Below are 19,404 nucleotides of genomic sequence, written 5' to 3' on the forward strand. Positions count from 1 at the left end.
GCTTTCCTTGACGACGGCTGCAAGGTCGGCGGGTTGGGGGACCGGGCCGCGGGCCGGGCCCTTCAGCCCGTCTGCTGGAGGCGGGAGCCCGTGGGGGTCTTGACCACCTTCAGTCGGGTGGTGATGCGGGTGCGGAGGTCGGCCACGTGGCTGACCACGCCCACGGCGCGACCGCCGTCGCGCAGCGCGTCGAGGACCTCCAGGACCTCTTCCAGGGTCTCTTCGTCCAGGGTGCCGAAGCCCTCGTCGATGAAGAGGGTGTGCATGTCGCCGCCGCCCGCCTCCTGGGCGGCGACGTCGCCCAGGCCCAGGGCCAGCGCGAGCGACGCCACGAAGGTTTCGCCGCCCGAGAGGGTGGCGGGGTCGCGCTCCTGGCCGGTCCAGGCGTCCAGTACCCGCAGACCCAGCCCGCCGCCCGAGCGGGAGCGGTCGCCCGCGGCCTTGTCGACGGTGTGGCGCAGCTCGTAGCGGGCGCCCGCCATGGTCGTGAGCCGGTCGTTGGCCGCGGCCACCACCTGTTCCAGCCGTGCGGCGAGCACGTAGGCCGACAGCTTGACGTTCTCGCGGTTGTCGGCCGAGGTTCCTGCGGCCAGGCGCGCCAGACCGGCGGCGACGCTGTGCCGGCGGCGGGCGGGGCGGGACGCCGCCAACCGGTGCTCCAGCCCGGCGCGCAGCTCAGCGAGCCGCTGGGCCCGCTCCGCGAAGCGGTCGCGCCAGCGCACCGCGTGTTCGGCGGCGCCCTCGGCGTCCTCGGCGGCCGCCGACAGCCCTGCCGTGTCCGGTGCCGGGCGGGCGCCCGCCGCCGCGAGATCCGCATCGTCGAGAAGGGCGCGCACCGCGGCCGCCTCGTCGTCGTGGGCGCGGATCCGCTCGCGCAGCCGGCGGCGCTCGTCGTCGCCGCGCTCGGCGGCCCGCACCCGGTGGGCGCCGGTGAACCCGGCTTCGGCGGTGGCGGCGCGCGCGTCGCGTTCGGCGGCGCGAAGGTCGGCGGCGGCGGCCGACCGGTCGTCCAGCGCCTGCACCGCCGCCTTGAGCAGGTCGGCCTCCTCTGCCAGCCGGCCGATCCGCGTGGCCAGGTCCGCGTCCTCGCCCCGGGCGTCGTCGAGCGTGCGGGCGAGCCGGCCGGCCTCGGCGGCCTTGGTTTCGCGGACCTTCTCCGATTCGGCGATGGCGCGGGTCAGCGCGGCCTCGTCGGTGCGCGCCTTCTCGACGTCGGCGTCGATGCGCTGCAGCTCCGCTGCGAGCCGCTCGACCTCGGCCGCCGCGGCGCCGAGTCGTTCCAGGTCGGCGCGGCGCCGCCCAACCGACGCGGCGGCCGCGTCCTCGTCCATGGCGCCCGCGGCGCCCTGAGCCGCCTCCAGCTTCGCGTTCAGCTCGGCGACCGCGTTCTCGGCGGTGCTGCGCTCCGCGGCGGCCGTATCGGCGGCCGCGGTGGCCGCCTCCTCGTCCGCCGGGGAGGGCCGGTCGGCGGCTCCTTCGGCCGGAGCCGGGTGCTCGTCCGAGCCGCACACCGGGCACGCCCGCCCATTCTCCAGCCCGTCGGCGATTTCGGCGGCCATGCCCTCGATGCGCGAGCGGCGGATCCCCTGCAACCGGTCGCGGGCCTCCTGCGCGGCGTCGACCCGGGCTCGGCGGCGCTCCTCGGCCTGCGCCAGTTCGCCGGTGAGCCGCTGCACAGCCCGGGCCGAGTCCAGCCGGGTGCGGGCGAGTTCGAGCGCCTCCTCGGCGCTCTCGCGCGATCCGGTCCGCCCTCGGGCCGCGTCCAGCTCGGCGGCGACCCGGGTGCGCCGCTCGGGCAGTGCGGCGGCCCGCTCGCGGCACTCCTCACGGCGGCGCCGCGCCTCGGCGGACTCGGTGTCGGCGGAGGCGATCTCCGAGCGCACGGCCAGCAGCCGGTCGGCGTCGCCGCGGAGGTGCTCCAGCTTGGCGGCCTCGTCGCGGCGCGCGCGCTCGGCCGCCGACAGCGCCTCGCGCCGCCGGGCGGAGTCCGCGGAGTCACCGACGCCGGTGGAGCCGGTGCCGGGCCGGTCCCCGCCGCCCGCCCCGGGTGCCGGCTCGCCTACGAGGCCCAGCCGCTCGGCCGCGGCCAGTTCGGCCTTCTCCAGCTGCGTGCGCCGTTGGTCCTCGGTGCGCAGCAGGGGCATCACCCCGGCCGCGCGCTCGGCGGCGTCCAGCTCGGCGGCCGACTCCTCACGCTCGGGTTCGCGCCCGGCCAGCTCGTCCCGGCGGCGCAGCGCATCGGCGCGGCGCCGCTGCCGGCGCTCCAGCTCGCGGGCCTCGTCCAGGCGGCTGCGGGCCGCGTCACGCTCCTGCACGGCCGCCGCGGCGGCCTGCGCGGTGTCGTCTGCTGTACCGGCCGCTACCGCGGCCATCTCGGCCGCCCACGGCGCCAGTTCCTCCAGGTCGCCCTCGGGCCGGGGCGAGCGGCCGACCTCGGCGACCAGGCCTGCCTTTTCCGCGACCTGCGCCTCGGCGCGCTCGGCCTCCTTGCGGCAGACGTTCGCGTGCTCGTCCAACCACTTCTCGACCCTGGCGAAGACGTCGGTGGCGAAGATGCGTTCGAGGCTCGCCTGCCGCTCCCTGGCGTCGGCGCGCAGGAACCGCGCGAAGTCTCCCTGCGGAAGGAGCACGATCTGGCAGAACTGCGCCAGCGACAGCCCCAGCAGGTCGCCGACGATCTGGCCGGCCTCGTCGGGGCGGGTGGTCAGCCCGTGCCAGGCCCCCTCGACCAGCTCGGTGACGACGACCTTGGCCTTCTCCTCTGTGGTGCCGGTGCCGCGCTTCTTCGGCCGCTGCCAGGCGGGCCGGCGCAGGAAGTGCAGGCGGCGCCCGCGCACGGTGAGCTCCAGGGAGACTTCGGGCGCAGCGCCGGGGGAGGCGTGGTTGCTGCGGGGCGAGCGCGCGGCCTCGCGCGCCCCCGGCACGCGGCCGTAGAGCGCGAAGCACACGGCGTCCAGCACCGAGGTCTTGCCCGCGCCGGTGGGGCCGTGGATGAGGAAGAGGCCGCCGTCGCCGAGGCGGTCGAAGTCGACGGTCTCGGTCCCGGCGAAGGGGCCGAAGGCGCAGACCGTGAGCCTGTGCAGGCGCATCAGCGGGCGACCTCCCCGATGCGGACGTCCTCCAGTGCGGCGGCGACGAGGTCGTGCTCCTCGCCGGTGGCGGGAGCGCCCCGGGCCCAGTCGACGAAGTCCAGCACCAGTTCGGACTCGGATCGGTCGGCGGTCCGCCGCGACCAGGTGCGGCCGTCCTCGGGCGGCCGGTCGTCGGGGGCGAAGTCCAGCACCAGGGTGTGGGGGAACCGCTCCCGCAGCCGGTCCATGGGGAAGGCGGGGCGCTGCGGATCGGTGAGGGTGACCTGCAGCCAGTGGCCGGTGTAGTGCTCCCAGCGGTCGGCGGTCAGCAAGTCGTCGATGCGTCCGCCGATGCGGGCGACCGGGCGCGGCACCGGTGCGGGGGCGAACTCCGCGGCCGCGACTCCCGAAGGGCCGATGTCGAGGATCCAGCACCCCTTGACGTGGTGCTCCTCGGAGAACGAGTAGGCCAGCGGCGAACCGGAGTAGCGAACCGACCCGGCCATGGTCTGGCGGCCGTGCAGGTGGCCCAGGGCGGCGTAGTCGACGCCGTCGAACACCGTCGGCGGCACGTGGGAGGCGCCGCCGACGGAGATGTCGCGCTCGCTGTCGGAGGCTTCGCCGCCGCTGACGAAGGCGTGTGAGAGGACCACCGAGCGGGTGCCGGTGGGCCGCGCCGCGAGGTCGGCGCGCACCAGGTCCATGGCGTGGCCGAGCACCGCGGGGTGTCCGCGCCGCTCCAGGCCCCAGTGCGGCCGGGCGATCTCGGGTTCCAGGTAGGGGATGCCGTAGAAGGCGACCGGACCGTGCTCGTCGTCGATCAGCACCGGTGCGCCGACGTCTTCCAGTGAGGAGCGCACGTGGATGCCCGCCGCGTCGATGAGGCCGGTCGCGTAGCTCAGCCGGGCCATGGAGTCGTGGTTGCCGCTGATGAGCACGGCCCGCGCGCCGGTGTCGCGGATGCGGCTCAGCGCCTCGTCGAACAGGCGCACGGCCTCGACCGGGGGCAGGGCGCGGTCGTAGAGGTCGCCCGCGACCGCGACGACGTCGATGCGCTCGCGGCGGACGGTGTCGACGAGGTGGTCGACGAACGCCGCCTGGGAGTCGAGGAGGTTCTCGCGGTGGAAGGAGCGTCCCAGATGCCAGTCGGAGGTGTGCAAGAGGCGCATGTTCCGGCAGAGTAGTGGAGGCGGGCCTGTTCCCGCAGTGGATCCCGCGGGCTCGGGGAGGGGCGGCGCCGCCGCCCCTCCCCGAGCCCGCGAAGACGCTCAGCCGCGCTTGCGCGCCATGGTCAGGCCGTCGCCCACCGGCAGCAGCACCAGCTCGACGCGGTCGTCGGCCAGCGCGTGGTCGTTGAAGTCGCGGATGCCCTGGACCTGCGCGGAGTCCTCGGCCGGGTCGATCACCCGCCCGTGGGAGAGGGTGTTGTCGACCAGCAGCACGCCGCCGGGGCGCATCCTCGGCACCAGTTCGTCCCAGTAGCCGATGTAGCCCTCCTTGTCGGCGTCGATGAAGGCGAGGTCGAAGCGGCGCTGCTCGGGCAGGGCGCGCAGGCTCTCCAGCGCCGGCCCGATGCGCAGGTCCACCTTGTGCGCGACGCCGTCGCGCTCCCAGTAGCGCCGGGCGAGCGCGGTCCACTCCTCGCTGACGTCCAGGGCGAGCAGCGTGCCGTCCTCGGGGATCCCGCGCGCCATGCAGATGGAGGAGTAGCCGGTGAACGTACCGACCTCCACCACGTCGCGGGCGCCGCTGATCCGGGCGAGCAGCGTCATGAACGTGCCCTGCTCGGCTCCGATCTGCATGGTCGTCAGGTCGGGGTAGAGCCGGGCGGTCTCCTCGGCGAGGTCGGCGAGCACGGGGTCGACCGGGGCGCTGTGGTCGACCAGGTAGGCGTGCAGTTCAGGGGGCAGGGATTCCGAAGCGCGTGTCACGCGCGCCACTCTAGCCTCGCCGCCCGCGGCTGTCCCTCCGCCCGGCCGTCACACCTGGGGCAGCAGTTCCGGCCACGGGAAAAGGTAGAACGCAAGCAGCACTATGGCGATGCTCAGCGACGGGGTGACGAGGTTGCGCTCCACCTTGCTGTCGGTCGTGAAGCCGATGTTCTCGCCGAAGCGGTACTTGGTGGCCGGCCACAGCAGCGGCACGCCCAGCTCGGTGGCCATGTCGCCGAGGAAGTGCAGGAAGCAGCCGAACGCCACCGCCAGGCCGATCCAGGAGTAGTCCACGCCGGAGGTGAACAGGGCGAGCGTGACGGCGCCGGTGGCCATCGCGTTGATGACCGCCGAGGCGATGCTGTTCTTCTCGCTGCCCAGCCCCAGCCCGTTGAAGGCGATTCCCAGCAGCAGGAAGACGAAGACCTGCACGGCGAGCTCCGACCACAGCGCCAGGCCCTGGATCAGCGAGCCCATCAGCACCGCGAACAGCAGGGAGTGGGTGCCGTTGCGGTGGCCGCCGAACATCCAGTTGAAGATGCCGCTCAGCGCCCGGGTGAAGACGCCGTAGGTGTTGGTGATCGTGGAGCTCTTGGCGTCCAGGTCGGGGATCAGCGCGGCACCCGCGCAGACCAGCGAGCCGGCGACGATATCGCCGGGGCCCAGGTCGAAGGTGACGCCGAGCGCCTCCCGGCCGTCCAGGAACGGAACGACCGCCATCCAGCCGACTATGCCGCTCAGCGCGTGCGAGTGCCCCATCATGGGCGAAAACCGTAGCGGTTACCGGAATTCCAGGCGAATCCGAGGGCGGTTTCGGGTCGGGAAACGGCCGCGGGGGAGTGCGCGGAACGGGTGCCCCTGGGTCCGGAGTCCGGTTCCGGTGTCTGCGCACGACCGGGGCCGATCCGCGCGCAGACGATTGTGAACGGCGCGTGACACTCGCGAGGTAAATCGTTGACGCAATTCTGTACATGCTGGTAAACAACCAACTGCTCCCTGCGTCACGATCCCTGTACACCCCGTCTATCCCCCGCACCGCGAACCCGAGGGGTTGAGCAGCACATGGCCCGACAGCAGGAACCCGCCCGGCCGCCGGCACGGGCACCGAAGAGCCGCGCGGCGCGGCGCACCGCGGCCGCCGTCACCGCGGCGCTCGTCGCCGCCGCCCCCGCACTGAGCGCGGCCCCGAACGCCGCCGCGGACTCGGACGGCGCCGACACCCTCACCATCGCAGCGTCCCAGCCGGTCGACTCGCTCAGCCCGTTCCTGGCCCAGCGGCTCATCAGCACCAGCGTCCACCGGCTCGCCTACGACTACCTCACCAACTACGACCCCGAGACCAACGAGCCCATCCCCGGGCTGGCCGAGTCCTGGAAGACCTCCGAGGACGGCCTGACCTGGACCTACACCATTCGCGACGGCGCAACCTGGAGCGACGGCGAGCCGGTGACCGCCGAGGACGCCGCCTGGACCTTCACCACGATGATGGAGGACGCGGGCGCCGCCACCGCCAACGGCAACTTCGTGGCCAACTTCGAGAGCGTGGAGGCCGTCGACGCCACCACCCTGCGGATCGAGCTGAAGCAGCCCCAGGCCACCATGCTGGCCCTGGACGTCCCGATCGTGCCCAAGCACGTCTGGGAGGACGTCGGCGACTACTCCTCATTCGACAACGACGAGTTCCCGATCGTCGGCAGCGGGCCCTTCGTCATCACCGACCACGAGCCGAACCAGTCGATCACCCTGAAGGCCAACGAGGACTACTGGCGCGACCCGCCGAAGTTCGACCGCCTGGTGTTCCGCTACATGCCCGAGCTGGACGCCCAGGTCGAGGCGCTGCGCGCGGGTGAGGTGTCCTTCGTCAGCGGGCTCACCCCCGCCCAGGCCGACGCGCTCAAGGGCACCGAGAACATCACGGTCAACACCGCCAGCGGCAAGCGGTTCCAGGGCTTCACCATCAACCCGGGTGCGCGCACCCGGGACGGCGAGGAGTTCGGCGACGGCCACCCCGCCCTGCAGGACCGGGTGCTGCGCCGCGCCATCATGCGCGCGATCGACAAGGACGAGATCGTCGAGTCCGTCTACGGCGGCTACGCCGAGGCCGCCGGCGGCTACATCCCGGCCCGCTACGACACCTACCACTGGAAGCCCGACGCCTCCCAGCGCCTGGACTTCGACCCCGACGCGGCCAACGAGATGCTGGACGAGGCCGGCTACGAGCGGGGCGAGAACGGCGTGCGCGTCTCACCGGACGGCGACCCGCTCAAGCTGCGCATGCACGTCCACAACGACCGGCCCGACTACGTCGCGATGGGCAAGCTCCTGGTGGAGCGGCTGGCCGACATCGGCATCGAGGTCGAGAACCGCACCGTCGACCCCGGGGTGCTCAGCGACGCCCTCCACAGCGGCGAGTACGACCTGATCTTCACCGGGTGGACGGTCAACCCCGATCCCGACTACGTGCTGGGCATCCACACCTGCGGTGCGCTGCCGACCGAGCCCGGGACCATGCGCAGCGACGCGTACTTCTGCGACAAGGACTACGACCGCCTCTACAAGGAGCAGCTGGCCGCCTACGACGACCCCGAGGGCCGCGCCGCCGCGGTCGAGAAGATGCAGGCGATCCTGTACGACGAGGCCGTGGTCAACGTGCTGACCTACGCCGACACGCTGGAGGCCTACCGGTCCGACCAGATCGCCTCCATCCAGGTCCAGCCCGACCCCGGCGGCAACATCTGGGGCCAGGACGGCCACTGGTCGTGGAGCTCGGCGGTTCCGGCCGCCGACTCCCGTGCCGGGGCCTCGGTGTCACCCTGGGTGCTGGCGGGCGCGGGCGCCGTGGTCCTGGTGGCCGCGGGCGCAGGCGTCTACCTCGTTCGCCGCCGCGCGGCCGGCGCAGAGGACCGCGAGTAGCCGTGGCGGCCTCCGAGAGCACACGAACCGGGCGGTCCGCGGCGGGCACCCTGCCCCGCCGCGGCCGTCCCGGCCTGCACCCGGCCGTGCGCTACCTGGGCGGACGCGTGCTGACCGCGCTGGTGTCGCTGCTGGCGGTCATGGTCACCAGCTTCTTCCTGTTCCGGGTGCTGCCCGGGGACCCGGTGTCGGCCCTGACCCAGGGGCGCTCGGTCAGCGTCGAGCAGCTGGAGGCGATGCGCCGGGACTTCGGCCTCGACCAGCCGCTGCCGCAGCAGTTCGCCGACTACTGCCTGGGCATGCTCACCCTGGACTTCGGCATGTCCTACCAGTACCGCGTGCCGGTCGCCGACCTGATCGCCGAACGGATCGGCCCCACCCTGCTGCTGGCGGGCACCGGCACCGTCATCGCCGCGATCTTGGGCCTGGTGCTGGGCACGCGCGCTGGCTGGCGGCGCGGGTCGCTGATGGACCGCGTGGACACCGGTATCGCGCTGGCACTGTGGTCGGTGCCCTCGTTCTGGCTGGGACTGCTGCTGATCGTGCTGCTGGCCTCCGGCGTCGGCCTGTTCCCCACCAGCGGGATGTCCAGCCCCGGTGTGGAGGGAACGTTCGCCGTCGCGCTGGACGTGGGACACCACCTGGTGCTGCCCGTGGCCACCATGGTCGCCGTCGTCTACGCCCAGTACATGATGATCATGCGCTCGTCGGTCCTGGATGAGATGGGTTCGGACTACCTGACGACCGCCCGCGCCAAGGGGCTGCGCGACTCCCTGGTGCTGCGGCGCCACGCCGTCCCCAACGCGCTGCTGCCCACGGTCACCCTCATCTTCCTCAACCTGGGGCGCGTGGTATCCGGCGTGATCCTGATCGAGACGGTGTTCGCCTGGCCCGGGCTGGGCTCGCTGTTCTACTCCGGACTGCGGGTGCCCGACCTGCCCATCGTCCAAGCGCTGTTCGTCGTCTTCGCGGGCTCGGTGATCCTGATGAACCTGCTGGCCGACCTGGTCTACCCGCTGCTGGACCCCCGGGTGCGGACATGAGCCGCGCCGCGCTGGTCTGGACGCGCCGCCGCCGGGCGCTCGCCGGCTACGCCCGCGCCTTCGCCGGAAACCGCGGCGGCCTGGCCGGCCTCGCCGTGCTGGCGCTGATCGTGCTGGCGGCGCTCACCGCGCCCCTGTTCGTGGACAAGGCCGCGCTCAGCCTCACCGGGGCCGAGGGCGGCCGGTTCCAGCCGCCCGGCCCCGGGTTCCCGCTGGGCACCGACGCCTTCGGGCGCTCCGTGCTGGACCTGGTGGTGTGGGGTGCGCGGATCTCGCTGACCGTGGGCTTCCTCGCCGCGTTCGTATCGGTCGCCCTGGGCACCCTCGTCGGGGTCGTCGCCGGCCACTACGCCGGATGGTCGGGCAACGTCCTGATGCGCGTCACCGACTGGTTCGCCGTGCTGCCCGCCCTGGTCATGGCGGTGGCGCTGGCGGCGGTCATGTCACGCAGCACCCTGACCATCATCATCGCCATCGGGGTCACCGCCTGGCCCACCACCGCGCGCGTCGTGCGCGCCCAGACCCTTGCAGTGGAGGCGCGGCCCTTCATCGAGCGGGCGCGCGCCCTCGGCGGCGGCCACGTCCACGTCATGCTGCGCCACGTGCTGCCCAACGTCCTGCCGGTCGTGCTGGCACAGACCACGCTGCTGGTGGCCGAAGCGATCCTGATGGAGGCGACACTCGCCTTCCTCGGGCTGGGCGACCCGGGCACCATCTCCTGGGGCGGCATCATCCAGGAGGCGCGCAACGCCGGCGCCATCAGCTCGGGCATCTGGTGGTACATGATTCCGCCGGGCGTGGCCATCGCCGTCGTCGCACTGTCGTTCACCATGTGCGGGCGCGCCCTGGAGGGTGTGCTCAACCCCCGGCTGCGGGAGCGCCGATGAATCCGACCGAGCATCCGCCGGACACCCCGGCGGAACAACCGGCGAACACCGCGGGCGGGGCCGGCCCCGCCCCCTACCTGGAGGTCGACGGCCTCTCCGTGTCCTACCGCGCGGGAGGTGGTGAGATCCCCGCCGTTCGGGGCGTCTCCTTCGGGCTGGCGTCGGGCAGCAAGCTCGGCGTCGCCGGGGAGTCGGGCTGCGGAAAGTCCACCGTGGCGCTGGCGCTGCTGCGGCTGCTGCCCCGCTCGGCGCGCATCGGCGGGCGGGTGCTGCTGGACGGTGACGACGTGCTGGACATGCGCTGGGGCCGGTTGCGCGCCGTGCGCTGGGCCGGAGCCTCAATCGTGTTCCAGGGCGCGATGCACTCGCTCAACCCCGTCCAGCGCGTCGGCGACCAGATCGCCGAACCGCTGCTGGTGCACGGCAGCGCCGCGCCCGCCCAGGCGCGGGCGCAGGTGAGCGAGCTGCTGGAGCAGGTCGGCCTGCCCGCGTGGCGGGAGCGCTCGTATCCGCACGAGCTCTCCGGCGGCCAGCGCCAGCGCGCCATGATCGCCATGGCGCTGGCCTGCCGCCCGCGGCTGATCATCGCCGACGAGCCCACCACCGCCCTGGACGTGATGATCCAGGCGCAGATCCTGCGGCTCATCGACGAGCTGGTCACCGGCCTGGACATCAGCATGCTGATGATCAGCCACGACCTGTCGGTGCTCGCCGAGACCTGCGACCGGCTCGCCGTCATGTACGCCGGGCGCATCGTCGAGGAAGGGCCCGCGGACGAGGTCTTCGCCGCGGCGCGCCACCCCTACAGCGCCGCGCTGAGCGCCGCCTTCCCCCGCGTGGGGGACCCGGCCTCGCGGCGCGCCCCGCGAGGGCTGCCCGGCGACCCGCCCGACCCCTCGGAGCTGCCGTCGGGCTGCTCGTTCCGCCCCCGCTGCCCCGAGGTCCAGGAGCGCTGCTCCGAGGTCGACCCCGTGCTGTGGCCGGCCGGCCCGGGACGCAGAGCCGCCTGTGTCCAGGTTCTCTCACCCGAGCAGGAGCACTCGGCCGCCGTCCGGCCGCAACCGCAACCCGAGGAGACGGGATGAGCGCTGAAGCCGACGCCCCCGGCGCCACCGACGCGACCGCCGCCCCGGTGCTCGCGGCCGAAGGGCTGGAGGTCGCCTTCACCGGGCGCACGGGCCGCAGCACGGCGCGCGCCGTCGACGGGGTCGACTTGGAGATCGGCGCCGGCGAGATCGTCGCCCTGGTGGGCGAGTCCGGGTGCGGCAAGTCCACGCTGGCCCGCGCCCTGCTCGGGCTGGTGCGGCCCTCCGCGGGCCGCGTGGCCTTCCGCGGCCGGGGGCTGGGGTATCGCCCGCGGGAGCTGAAGGAGGTCCGCCGGCGCGTGCAGCTGGTGCTGCAGGACCCCACAGGCGCGCTGAACCCCCGGCACACCGTCTACGAGGCGGTCGCCGAGGGGCGGCGCATCCACAGCGGCAGCACCGCCGACGAGGAGGAGCACGTCGCCGAAGCGCTCGCGCGCTCCGGGCTGCGCCCGCCGGAGCGGTTCTTCCTGCGCTACCCGCACGAGCTGTCCGGCGGGCAGCGCCAGCGCGTCGCCATCGCGGGAGCGCTGGTCCTGCAGCCCGAGGTCATCGTCGCCGACGAGCCCGTGGCGTCGCTGGACGCGTCGGTGCGCGGGGAGATCCTGCAGCTGCTGCTGCGCCTGCGCGACGACCACGGCCTGGCGGCGCTGGTCGTTACCCACGACCTGGGGCTGGCCTGGAACATCGCCGACCGCGCCGCCGTGATGTACCTGGGCCGGGTGGTCGAGACCGGCACCGTCGAGGAGGTGCTGGCCGCGCCGCGCCACCCCTACACCAAGGCGCTGCTGTCGGTGCTGCCCGAGGCGGGCGCCGGCGAGCCGCAGATCCTCGCGGGCGAGCCGCCCGACCCCACCCGCATCCCCGGCGGCTGCCGCTTCCACCCGCGCTGCCCGGTCCTCGCCTCGGGTGCCGCTCAGGCGGCGGGGGTCGCCGAGCGCTGCCGCAGCGAGGACCCGGGCATGCTCGGCGGCTCCGGCGCCGCCGCGCAGGTCGCCTGCCACTGGGCGCACGCGCGCGAGGCCGAGCCGACCGGCTGAGCCGGCCGTCCCGGCATATCACCGTCGATCTTGTAGCCACCGTCACTGGAAATCGTTTTCCTTCACGATGGCTACAAGATCAACGGGGTTTCGCCGCGGTGGGCCGCGCCGCGTTCGCAGGCCGTCGGCGGGAAAGACCGGCGCGCGGCCGCGGTATGAGGCACCATGGGTGCGTGGACGCCCAACACGTAGCGCTCCTGCGCGAACTCCTGGCCCCGACGCCGTGGCTGGAGCGGACCGAGGACTTCGCCAAAGCGCTCCGCCGCACCCGCAGCCCCGGCGGCCTCATGCTCGTCGGCACCCCCGAGGACGAGCCCTGGCACCTGGCCGCCCATCTGGACGACGAGGCCCGCTACAGCGGCCTGCCCCAGATCGCGCCCAGCCTGGTGCGCTGGCAGCCGCCGCCGGACGCCCCGCCGCACCTGCGGATCGGGCTGGAGCGGCTGGCCGACGCCCGGCGCGGCGAGACGCTGTTCGTGGTCAACGGCGAGGAGGACGCGCCCGTCCCGCTGCTGGAGCGCGTCGACGACGCCCGCCGCACCGGTGCGACCATCCTTTCGCTGGACCAGGGCGACCGCGAGCTCACCTCGCTTGCCCACGAGTCCATCAGCCTGCGCCCCGAGCGCGAGCCGCTCACGTTCGAAGGACTGCAGCACCTGGTCAGCACCGCCGCCGGGCAGCCCGGCGCCGACCGCAAACCGGGGCTGCGCGAGCGCTTGTCGCGGTTCCTCGACGTGGTCAGCGGCCCGCGGATCCTCGACTGATCCGCCTGCCGCCCACCCGCGCGCGGGCACAAACGGGCGGGCGGGCCGGGGCCCGGCCTCCACGGCGCCGGAGGGGCCGGCCCGGCCGGGGAGGGATCCGGCTCAGTCGCGGTCCTGATCGTCCCAGGACTCGTTGCGCTCGGCGACGATGTTCAGCGCAGCCGCGGCGGTGGCCTCGTCGGGGTAGGGGCCGAGCCGGTACTTGCCCGGGCACCCGGGCCCCTGCTCGGGCTTGCTGTGTCTGAGGCAATACCACCACTGCCGGTCCTCATCCGGGGTGGTGTGGTCCCGGTCGCTCATGGTCGGCTCCTGCTGATTCGTCCCGCTTCTCATTGCCTGCTCTCCGGCTCTTACCCGCGTGTCGGTGTCCCGACGCGGATCGCCGCGGGTCCCCTAAGAACTAGAATGCGCTGACATGACTACTCCGCTGGTTCCCGGGCGTATCTCGCCGCCCCGTACGGTCCCCTCCGCCATCGCGCGTCCGGAGTACGTCGGCAAGAAGCGCCCCGCCGAGGGCGTGCTCGGCGACGTGCAGACGCCCGAGACCATCGAGGCCATGCGCGAAGCCGGGCGCATCGCGGCGCAGGCGCTGCGCGAGGTCGGCGAGCACGTGGCCCCCGGGGTGACCACCGACGAGCTGGACCGCGTCGGCCACGAGTTCCTCTGCGACCACGGCGCCTACCCCAGCACCCTCGGGTACAAGGGCTACCCCAAGTCGCTGTGCTCCTCGCTGAACGAGGTCATCTGCCACGGTATCCCCGACGACACCGTCGTCTCCGACGGCGACATCGTCAACATCGACATCACCGCCTACATCCACGGGGTGCACGGCGACACCAACGCCACCTTCCTGGCGGGCGACGTCGACGAGGAGTCGCGGCTGCTCGTCGAGCGGACCCGCGAGGCCACGATGCGCGCCGTCAAGGCGTGCCGCCCCGGCAGGCAGCTCAGCGTCGTCGGCCGGGTGATCGAGTCCTACGCCAAGCGCTTCGGCTACGGCGTCGTCCGCGACTTCACCGGGCACGGAGTCGGACCGGAGTTCCACTCCGGCCTGGTGGTGCCCCACTACGACGACCCGCGGGCCGACACGGTCATGGAGCCCGGCATGACCTTCACCATCGAGCCGATGATCACTCTGGGCACGATCGACTACGAGGTCTGGGACGACGGGTGGACGGCGGTCACCGCCGACCGCAGGCGCACGGCCCAGTTCGAGCACAGCCTGGTCATCACCGACGAGGGTGCCGAGATCCTCACACTGCCCTGAGAACAGGCGCTGCGGGCCGGGCGCCCGCACCAGTACTGCAGGCGGGGGCCCGGCGAGGGGAGCGGACACGGTGCGGATCCTGATCTCGGCCGACATGGAGGGGGCCACCGGGGTCACCTGGCCCGCCGACGTCACACCGGGCACCGAGCAGTGGCAGCGCTGCCGGTCCATGTTCACCTCGGACGTCAACGCCGCCATCTCCGGGTTCTTCGCCGGCGGCGCGCGCGAGGTGCTCGTCAACGAGGCGCACGCGACGATGCGCAACCTGCTGCTGGAGCGGCTCGACGAGCGCGCCGCCATGATCACCGGCCGCCACAAGGACCTCTCCATGGTCGAGGGCATTCAGCACGGCGACGTCGACGGGGTCGCCTTCCTCGGCTACCACAGCGGCGCCGGCGCCGAAGGGGTGCTCGCCCACACCTACCTGCCCAACTCCATCACGGGCGTGTGGCTGGACGGCGAGCCCGCCGACGAGGGCCGGCTCAACTCCTGCGTCGCCGCCGAGTACGGCGTGCCGGTGCTGCTCGTCACCGGCGACGACCGGGCCTGCGTGGACGCCGCCGCCTATGCGCCCGACGCGCACACCGTCGCGGTCAAGCGCTACGTCTCGCGCTACGCCGCCCTGTGCCGCCCGCCCGGCGCCACCGCCGAGGACATCGCCGACGCGGCGGAGGCCGCGGCGGCCGAGGCCGGGCGCACCGCGGCCGCCGCGCGCGGGCCCCTGACCGTCGAGGTCGAGCTGGACGCCGCCCACCTGGCCGGCGCCGCGGCGCTGGTCCCCGGCGTCGAGCAGACCGGAGCTCGGCGTGTCCGCTACACCTCGCAGACGGCCTTTGAGATGATCCGCTGCTTCAAGGCCGTCACCACGCTCGTCTCCAACGCGGTCGAGGCCGACTACGGCTGACCGGGCGGCGAGGGGAAGGGGCGGCGGCACCGGAGCCGGCGCCCAGCGCCGGCGGGCACCGACGAAAGGCATGCACGAGGTGGAGCGCGCCCGCACAGCACGACGGCCGGAATCCGGAACCGACCCGGGGCAGGCCGGCCTCGACCGACTCGACGAGGAGGCGGTGCGGTTCACCTCCGAGCTGATCCGCATCGACACCACCAACCGCGGCGGCGGCGACGGATGCGAGCGGCCCGCCGCCGAGTACGTCGCCGAGCGCCTCGGCGACGCCGGCCTGGCCCCGCACGTGCTGGAGTCGGCGCCGGGCCGTGCCAACGTGGTCGCCCGAGTCGAGGGCGCCGATCCCGCCGCGCCCGCCCTGCTCGTGCACGGCCACCTGGACGTGGTACCGGCCGACCCCGCCCGGTGGAGCCGGCCCCCGTTCAGCGGCGAGGTCGCCGACGGCATGGTGTGGGGACGCGGCGCCGTCGACATGAAGGGCACCGACGCCATGGTGCTGGCGCTGGTGCGGCACTGGGCACGCACCGGCGCGCGGCCCCGCCGCGACCTCGTGCTCGCCTTCACCGCCGACGAGGAGGACAGCGCCGCCTACGGCGCCGAGTGGCTGGCCCGCGAGCACGCCGGCCTCTTCGAGGGCTGTACCGAGGCCGTGGGCGAGTCCGGCGGGCACACCGTGCACGCAGCGGCCGCCGACGGTACGCCCCTGCGGCTGTACCCCGTCGGCGCGGGCGAGCGCGGTACCGCCTGGCTGCGGCTGAGCGCCGAGGGCACCGCCGGGCACGGCTCCAAGACCAACCGCGACAACGCCGTCAGCGCGCTCGCGGCGGCCGTTGCCCGCATCGGCGCCCACGAGTGGCCGGTACGGCTGACCCCCGTCACCCGCGCCGCGCTCGACGGCGTCGCCGCCGCGACGGGCGTGCCCGCCTCCACCGCCGACCCCGGGTTCGACCCGGCGCGCGACACCGACGCGCTCGTCGACTCACTCGGCGACGCGGCCGATCTGGTCCGCCCCACCGTCCGCTGCAGCAGCGCGCCCACCGTGCTGGACGCCGGTTACAAGGTGAACGTGGTCCCCGGCCGGGCCGAGGCCGGGATCGACGGGCGGGTGCTGCCCGGCGCCGAGGAGGAGTTCGCCGCCGCCCTCGACGAGCTGACCGGCGACGGCGTGCGGTGGGAGTACCGCCACCGCTCCCGGGCGCTGCAGTCCCCGGTGGACGCGCCGGTCTTCGCTGAGATGCGCGACGCTCTGCTGGCCTTCGACCCCGGCGCCCACGTCGTGCCCGTGTGCCTGACCGGAGGCACCGACGCCAAGCAGTTCGCCGAACTCGGCATCGCCGGCTACGGGTTCTCCCCGCTGCACCTGCCGCCCGGGCTGGACCACGGCGCGCTGTTCCACGGCGTGGACGAGCGCGTCCCCGTGGAGGGGCTGCGCTTCGGCGTGCGGGTGCTGGACCGCTTCCTGCGCGGCCCGCGGTGACCCTGGCCCCGCACACCCGGCCGAGCACCCCGACCGAGACGACGAGAGAGGCCCCGTGAACGACGCACTCCCCTGCGGATCCTGGCCCTCGCCGATCGGCGCCGGCGACGTCGCCGACAACGAGGGCGCCCCCAACTGGCCGGCGGCCCTGGGCGAGGAGGTGTGGTGGACCGAGCCGCGCCCGGCCCAGGGCGGGCGCGTCACGCTGTGCCGCACCCGGCTGGACGACACCGCGGCCCGCCCGCGGGAGATGCTGCCCGCCCCCTGGAACGTGCGCAGCCGCGTGCACGAGTACGGCGGCCGCGCCTACGCGCTGGTGCCCTCTGCGGCGGGCACGGCCGTGGTCTTCGCCGAGTTCGGCGACCAGCGCCTCTACCTGTGGCGGCCGGGCGGCGACCCGGCGCCCCTGACCCCGGAGCCGCCCGAGCCCGCCGGGCTGCGCTACGTCGAACCCGTGCTCTCGCCGGAGGGCCGCGAGGTCTGGTGCGTGTGCGAGCGCAGCACCGGCCCGGCGCCCACCGACGTGCGCCGCGCGATCGTCGCCGTCCCGCTGGACGGCTCGGCCGCCGCCGACCCCGCCGCCGTGCGCGAGGTCGCGGCCGGCCACCGCTTCCTGGCCTGCCCCCGCGTCTCGCCGGACGGCCGGCGGCTCTCGTGGATCGGCTGGGACCACCCCGACATGCCCTGGGACAGCACCGTGCTGCACGTCGCCGACCTCGGTCCGGGCGGGCGCGTCGCGGGAGCGCCCGCGACCGTCGCCGGCGGGCCCGGCGTCTCCGTGGTCCAGGCCGAGTGGGCCGATCCCGACACCCTCTACTGCGTCGCCGACCCCTCCGGCTGGTGGAACCCCTACCGCATCGCCGCCGGCACCGACGGAGCCTGGGGCGAACCGAGCTCCGTCGCGGCCGCCGAGGAGGAGTTCGGCGGAGCGCTGTGGCAGCTCGGCTACACCTGGCTCGCGGTTCCGGCACGTGGACCGGTGGCCGTTGTGCACGGGCGCGCCGCGAGCGCGCTGGGCCGGCTCGACCCCGCTACCGGCGCCGTCGCCGACGCGGACACGCCCCACACCGAGTGGTTCGGCCGGCTGGCCGTCGGCGGAGCCGACGGCGACACGCTGGTCTGCCCCGCCGCCGCGCCCGACATCGCACCCGAGATCGTGGCTGTGGGGCCGAGCGGGTCCTGGCGGTCGCTGAGCGCGCCCGACCGTCCGGGCACGCCTGCGCCGCCCGGGTCGGGGGGCACCGCGGCGGACCCGGGCTACATGCCCGTCCCGCGTCCGCGGGTGTTCACCGGCCCCGGCGGCCGCGAGGTGCACGCCAACCTGTATCCGCCCCGAAACCCGCACGCCCGGCCCGCTCCGGGGGAGCGCCCGCCGTACGCGGTGTGGGTCCACGGCGGGCCCACCGGCCGCTCCCCGATGATCCGCGACCTGGAGGTCGCCTACTTCACCAGCAGGGGGATCGGCGTCGTCGAGGTCGACTACGGCGGGTCCACGGGCCACGGCCGCGCCTACCGCGAGCGGCTGCGGGAGAACTGGGGCGTCGTCGACGTGGAGGACTGCGTGGCGGCCGCATGTGCGCTGGCCGACGAGGGCGCAGCCGACCCCGGCCGCATCGCGATCCGCGGCGGCAGCGCGGGAGGGTGGACGGCGGCCGCGGCGCTGGCCTTCACCGATGTCTTCGCCTGCGCCGTCATCAGCTTCCCCATCGTCGACCTCGCCGGCTGGCGCACGGGCGAGACCCACGACTTCGAGTCCCAGTACCTGGAGAGCCTGGTGGGGCCCTGGCCCGAGACCGCCCGGCGCTACGCCGACCGCTCGCCGGTCAACCGCGCCGACGGCGTCAGCGCGCCGTTCGTGCTGCTGCAAGGCCTGGAGGACGAGATCTGCCCGCCCGCACAGGCGGAGCGGTTCGTGCAGCGGGTGAACGGCGTGCCGCACGCCTACCTGGCCTTCGAGGGCGAGCAGCACGGCTTCCGCCGCAAGGAGACGATCCGGACGGCGCTCGAGGCGGAGCTGTCCCTCTACGCCCGGGTGTTCGGATTCGAGACCGACGCCCCGCAGTTGGAGCTGCGCCGGTGACGGCGGCGCCGGGTGCGCGCGGGCCGCGGCTGCGTCCCGGCGACGCCGTCTCGGTGGTCGCCCCCTGCAGCCCCGCGGCCGGCGGCGCGCTCGAATCGGCCCTGTCCGTGCTGCGCGGATGGGGCCTGGAGACCGCCGAGGGCGCGCACCTGCGCGGCCGCCACCCCCGGCTGCCTTACCTGGCCGGTACCGACGACGAGCGCGCCGCAGACCTCCAGCGCGCGTGGCTGGATCCGCGCACCTCCGCCGTACTGTGCGCGCGCGGCGGCGACGGCGCGCACCGCGTCCTGGACCGGCTGGACTTCGCCGCGATGCGCCGCGCGCCCGCCAAGACGCTGGTGGGCTTCAGCGACGTCACTGCGCTGCACGAGGCGTTCGCGGTTGAGCTGGGCGCCGCCACCCTGCACGGCCCGGTGGTGGCGCTGGAGTCCTTCACCGAGGACGCGGTCGCGGCCGCGCACCTGCGCACCGCGCTGTTCGAGCCGGAGGCCGCCGCCGTGCTCACCGCTCCCGGCGCGGAGACGCTCGTGGGGGGCACCGCGCACGGAGTCACCGTCGGAGGCAACCTGAGTGTGCTCAACGACAGCCTGGCCGCTCCCCACAGCCGTCCCTCGGCCCGGGGCGGTCTCGTGCTGCTGGAGGACGTCGGCGAGGACGTCTCGCGGATCGACCGGATGCTCACCCAGCTGCTGCGCAGCGGGTGGTTGGAGGGCGCCGCCGGTGTGCTGCTCGGCTCGTGGGAGCGCTGCACGCCCGACGCCGCCGCCCTGCGCACGCTGATGCTGGAGCGCCTGGCGCCCCTCGGGGTCCCGGTCGTGGGCGAGTTCGGGTTCGGCCACCGCGCCGCGCAGATCACCGTGCCCTTGGGCGCGGAGGCCACCCTCGACGCCGATGCGCGCACCCTCACCCTGGACCGGCCCGCTCTGGTGTAGTGGGCGGCCCGAC

General features: G+C 74.3%; 16 protein-coding genes. 11 read left to right on the forward strand and 5 right to left on the reverse strand.

The window, feature by feature from the left end; all coding sequences use genetic code 11:
* Positions 1–62: 62 nt before the first annotated feature.
* The 4 genes from RM446_RS02560 to RM446_RS02575 form a co-directional block, all read right to left on the reverse strand.
* Positions 63–3,089 (reverse strand): SMC family ATPase, encoded by a 3,027-nt coding sequence (locus tag RM446_RS02560; RefSeq protein WP_311543421.1) that lies wholly within the window; start codon positions 3,087–3,089, stop codon positions 63–65.
* On the reverse strand, positions 3,089–4,240 hold the full coding sequence (locus RM446_RS02565; RefSeq protein ID WP_311543422.1) for an exonuclease SbcCD subunit D: 1,152 nt from the start codon (positions 4,238–4,240) through the stop codon (positions 3,089–3,091). The genes RM446_RS02560 and RM446_RS02565 overlap by 1 nt, the downstream gene beginning before the upstream one ends.
* Before the next feature lie 99 nt (positions 4,241–4,339).
* Complete coding sequence (locus RM446_RS02570) at positions 4,340–5,002, reverse strand: O-methyltransferase (RefSeq protein ID WP_311543423.1); 663 nt, start codon at positions 5,000–5,002, stop codon at positions 4,340–4,342.
* Between the two features lie 48 nt (positions 5,003–5,050).
* Complete coding sequence (locus RM446_RS02575; protein WP_311543424.1) at positions 5,051–5,764, reverse strand: metal-dependent hydrolase; 714 nt, start codon at positions 5,762–5,764, stop codon at positions 5,051–5,053.
* A gap of 300 nt (positions 5,765–6,064) precedes the next feature.
* Here RM446_RS02575 and RM446_RS02580 point away from each other — a divergent pair, with 300 nt between their 5' ends.
* The 6 genes from RM446_RS02580 (at position 6,065) to RM446_RS02605 (ending at position 12,731) form a co-directional block, all read left to right on the forward strand.
* On the forward strand, positions 6,065–7,915 hold the full coding sequence (locus RM446_RS02580) for an ABC transporter substrate-binding protein (RefSeq protein ID WP_311543425.1): 1,851 nt from the start codon (positions 6,065–6,067) through the stop codon (positions 7,913–7,915).
* 2 nt (positions 7,916–7,917) lie between these two features.
* Positions 7,918–8,958 carry an ABC transporter permease gene (locus tag RM446_RS02585; RefSeq protein ID WP_398694303.1) on the forward strand — a complete coding sequence of 347 codons (1,041 nt, stop codon included), beginning with the start codon at positions 7,918–7,920 and terminating at the stop codon, positions 8,956–8,958.
* The gene (locus RM446_RS02590) at positions 8,955–9,845 is read left to right on the forward strand and encodes an ABC transporter permease (RefSeq protein WP_311543426.1); all 891 of its coding nucleotides are present in this window, start codon (positions 8,955–8,957) and stop codon (positions 9,843–9,845) included. The genes RM446_RS02585 and RM446_RS02590 overlap by 4 nt, the downstream gene beginning before the upstream one ends.
* Positions 9,842–10,930, forward strand: coding sequence for an ABC transporter ATP-binding protein (locus tag RM446_RS02595; RefSeq protein WP_311543427.1), 1,089 nt, complete (start codon positions 9,842–9,844; stop codon positions 10,928–10,930). Before RM446_RS02590 ends, RM446_RS02595 begins: the two co-directional genes overlap by 4 nt.
* Entirely contained in the window at positions 10,927–11,967 is a 1,041-nt protein-coding gene (locus tag RM446_RS02600) for an ABC transporter ATP-binding protein (RefSeq protein ID WP_311543428.1), read from the forward strand. Before RM446_RS02595 ends, RM446_RS02600 begins: the two co-directional genes overlap by 4 nt.
* A 155-nt stretch (positions 11,968–12,122) precedes the next feature.
* Positions 12,123–12,731, forward strand: coding sequence for a hypothetical protein (locus tag RM446_RS02605; protein WP_398694304.1), 609 nt, complete (start codon positions 12,123–12,125; stop codon positions 12,729–12,731).
* Between the two features lie 102 nt (positions 12,732–12,833).
* Here RM446_RS02605 and RM446_RS02610 read toward each other — a convergent pair whose 3' ends face one another.
* Positions 12,834–13,031 (reverse strand): hypothetical protein, encoded by a 198-nt coding sequence (locus RM446_RS02610; protein ID WP_311543430.1) that lies wholly within the window; start codon positions 13,029–13,031, stop codon positions 12,834–12,836.
* A gap of 115 nt (positions 13,032–13,146) precedes the next feature.
* Between RM446_RS02610 and map the strand changes: the two genes are divergently transcribed.
* The 5 genes from map (at position 13,147) to RM446_RS02635 (ending at position 19,391) form a co-directional block, all read left to right on the forward strand.
* Positions 13,147–13,998, forward strand: coding sequence for a type I methionyl aminopeptidase (map, locus tag RM446_RS02615; RefSeq protein ID WP_311543431.1), 852 nt, complete (start codon positions 13,147–13,149; stop codon positions 13,996–13,998).
* Between the two features lie 70 nt (positions 13,999–14,068).
* A complete protein-coding gene (locus tag RM446_RS02620; protein ID WP_311543432.1) occupies positions 14,069–14,902 on the forward strand; it encodes a M55 family metallopeptidase in 834 nt (277 codons plus the stop codon).
* 70 nt (positions 14,903–14,972) lie between these two features.
* Complete coding sequence (locus tag RM446_RS02625) at positions 14,973–16,379, forward strand: M20/M25/M40 family metallo-hydrolase (protein WP_311543433.1); 1,407 nt, start codon at positions 14,973–14,975, stop codon at positions 16,377–16,379.
* A gap of 55 nt (positions 16,380–16,434) precedes the next feature.
* Positions 16,435–18,459, forward strand: a complete 2,025-nt coding sequence (locus RM446_RS02630; protein WP_311543434.1) for a dipeptidyl-peptidase 5 — start codon at positions 16,435–16,437, stop codon at positions 18,457–18,459.
* Positions 18,456–19,391 (forward strand): S66 peptidase family protein, encoded by a 936-nt coding sequence (locus RM446_RS02635; RefSeq protein WP_311543435.1) that lies wholly within the window; start codon positions 18,456–18,458, stop codon positions 19,389–19,391. The genes RM446_RS02630 and RM446_RS02635 overlap by 4 nt, the downstream gene beginning before the upstream one ends.
* Positions 19,392–19,404: the final 13 nt, after the last annotated feature.

Source organism: Streptomonospora wellingtoniae, from assembly GCF_031845375.1.
GTDB lineage: Bacteria > Actinomycetota > Actinomycetes > Streptosporangiales > Streptosporangiaceae > Streptomonospora > Streptomonospora wellingtoniae.

Bases quoted from the DNA above. Each gene is read 5' to 3' on its own strand.
- RM446_RS02560 (WP_311543421.1), bottom strand. From the start codon at position 3,089: ATGCGCCTGCACAGGCTCACGGTCTGCGCCTTCGGCCCCTTCGCCGGG.
- RM446_RS02565 (WP_311543422.1), bottom strand. From the start codon at position 4,240: ATGCGCCTCTTGCACACCTCCGACTGGCATCTGGGACGCTCCTTCCAC.
- RM446_RS02575 (WP_311543424.1), bottom strand. From the start codon at position 5,764: ATGATGGGGCACTCGCACGCGCTGAGCGGCATAGTCGGCTGGATGGCG.
- RM446_RS02580 (WP_311543425.1), top strand. From the start codon at position 6,065: ATGGCCCGACAGCAGGAACCCGCCCGGCCGCCGGCACGGGCACCGAAG.
- RM446_RS02590 (WP_311543426.1), top strand. From the start codon at position 8,955: ATGAGCCGCGCCGCGCTGGTCTGGACGCGCCGCCGCCGGGCGCTCGCC.
- RM446_RS02595 (WP_311543427.1), top strand. From the start codon at position 9,842: ATGAATCCGACCGAGCATCCGCCGGACACCCCGGCGGAACAACCGGCG.
- RM446_RS02600 (WP_311543428.1), top strand. From the start codon at position 10,927: ATGAGCGCTGAAGCCGACGCCCCCGGCGCCACCGACGCGACCGCCGCC.
- RM446_RS02605 (WP_398694304.1), top strand. From the start codon at position 12,123: ATGAGGCACCATGGGTGCGTGGACGCCCAACACGTAGCGCTCCTGCGC.
- RM446_RS02610 (WP_311543430.1), bottom strand. From the start codon at position 13,031: ATGAGCGACCGGGACCACACCACCCCGGATGAGGACCGGCAGTGGTGG.
- map (WP_311543431.1), top strand. From the start codon at position 13,147: ATGACTACTCCGCTGGTTCCCGGGCGTATCTCGCCGCCCCGTACGGTC.
- RM446_RS02625 (WP_311543433.1), top strand. From the start codon at position 14,973: ATGCACGAGGTGGAGCGCGCCCGCACAGCACGACGGCCGGAATCCGGA.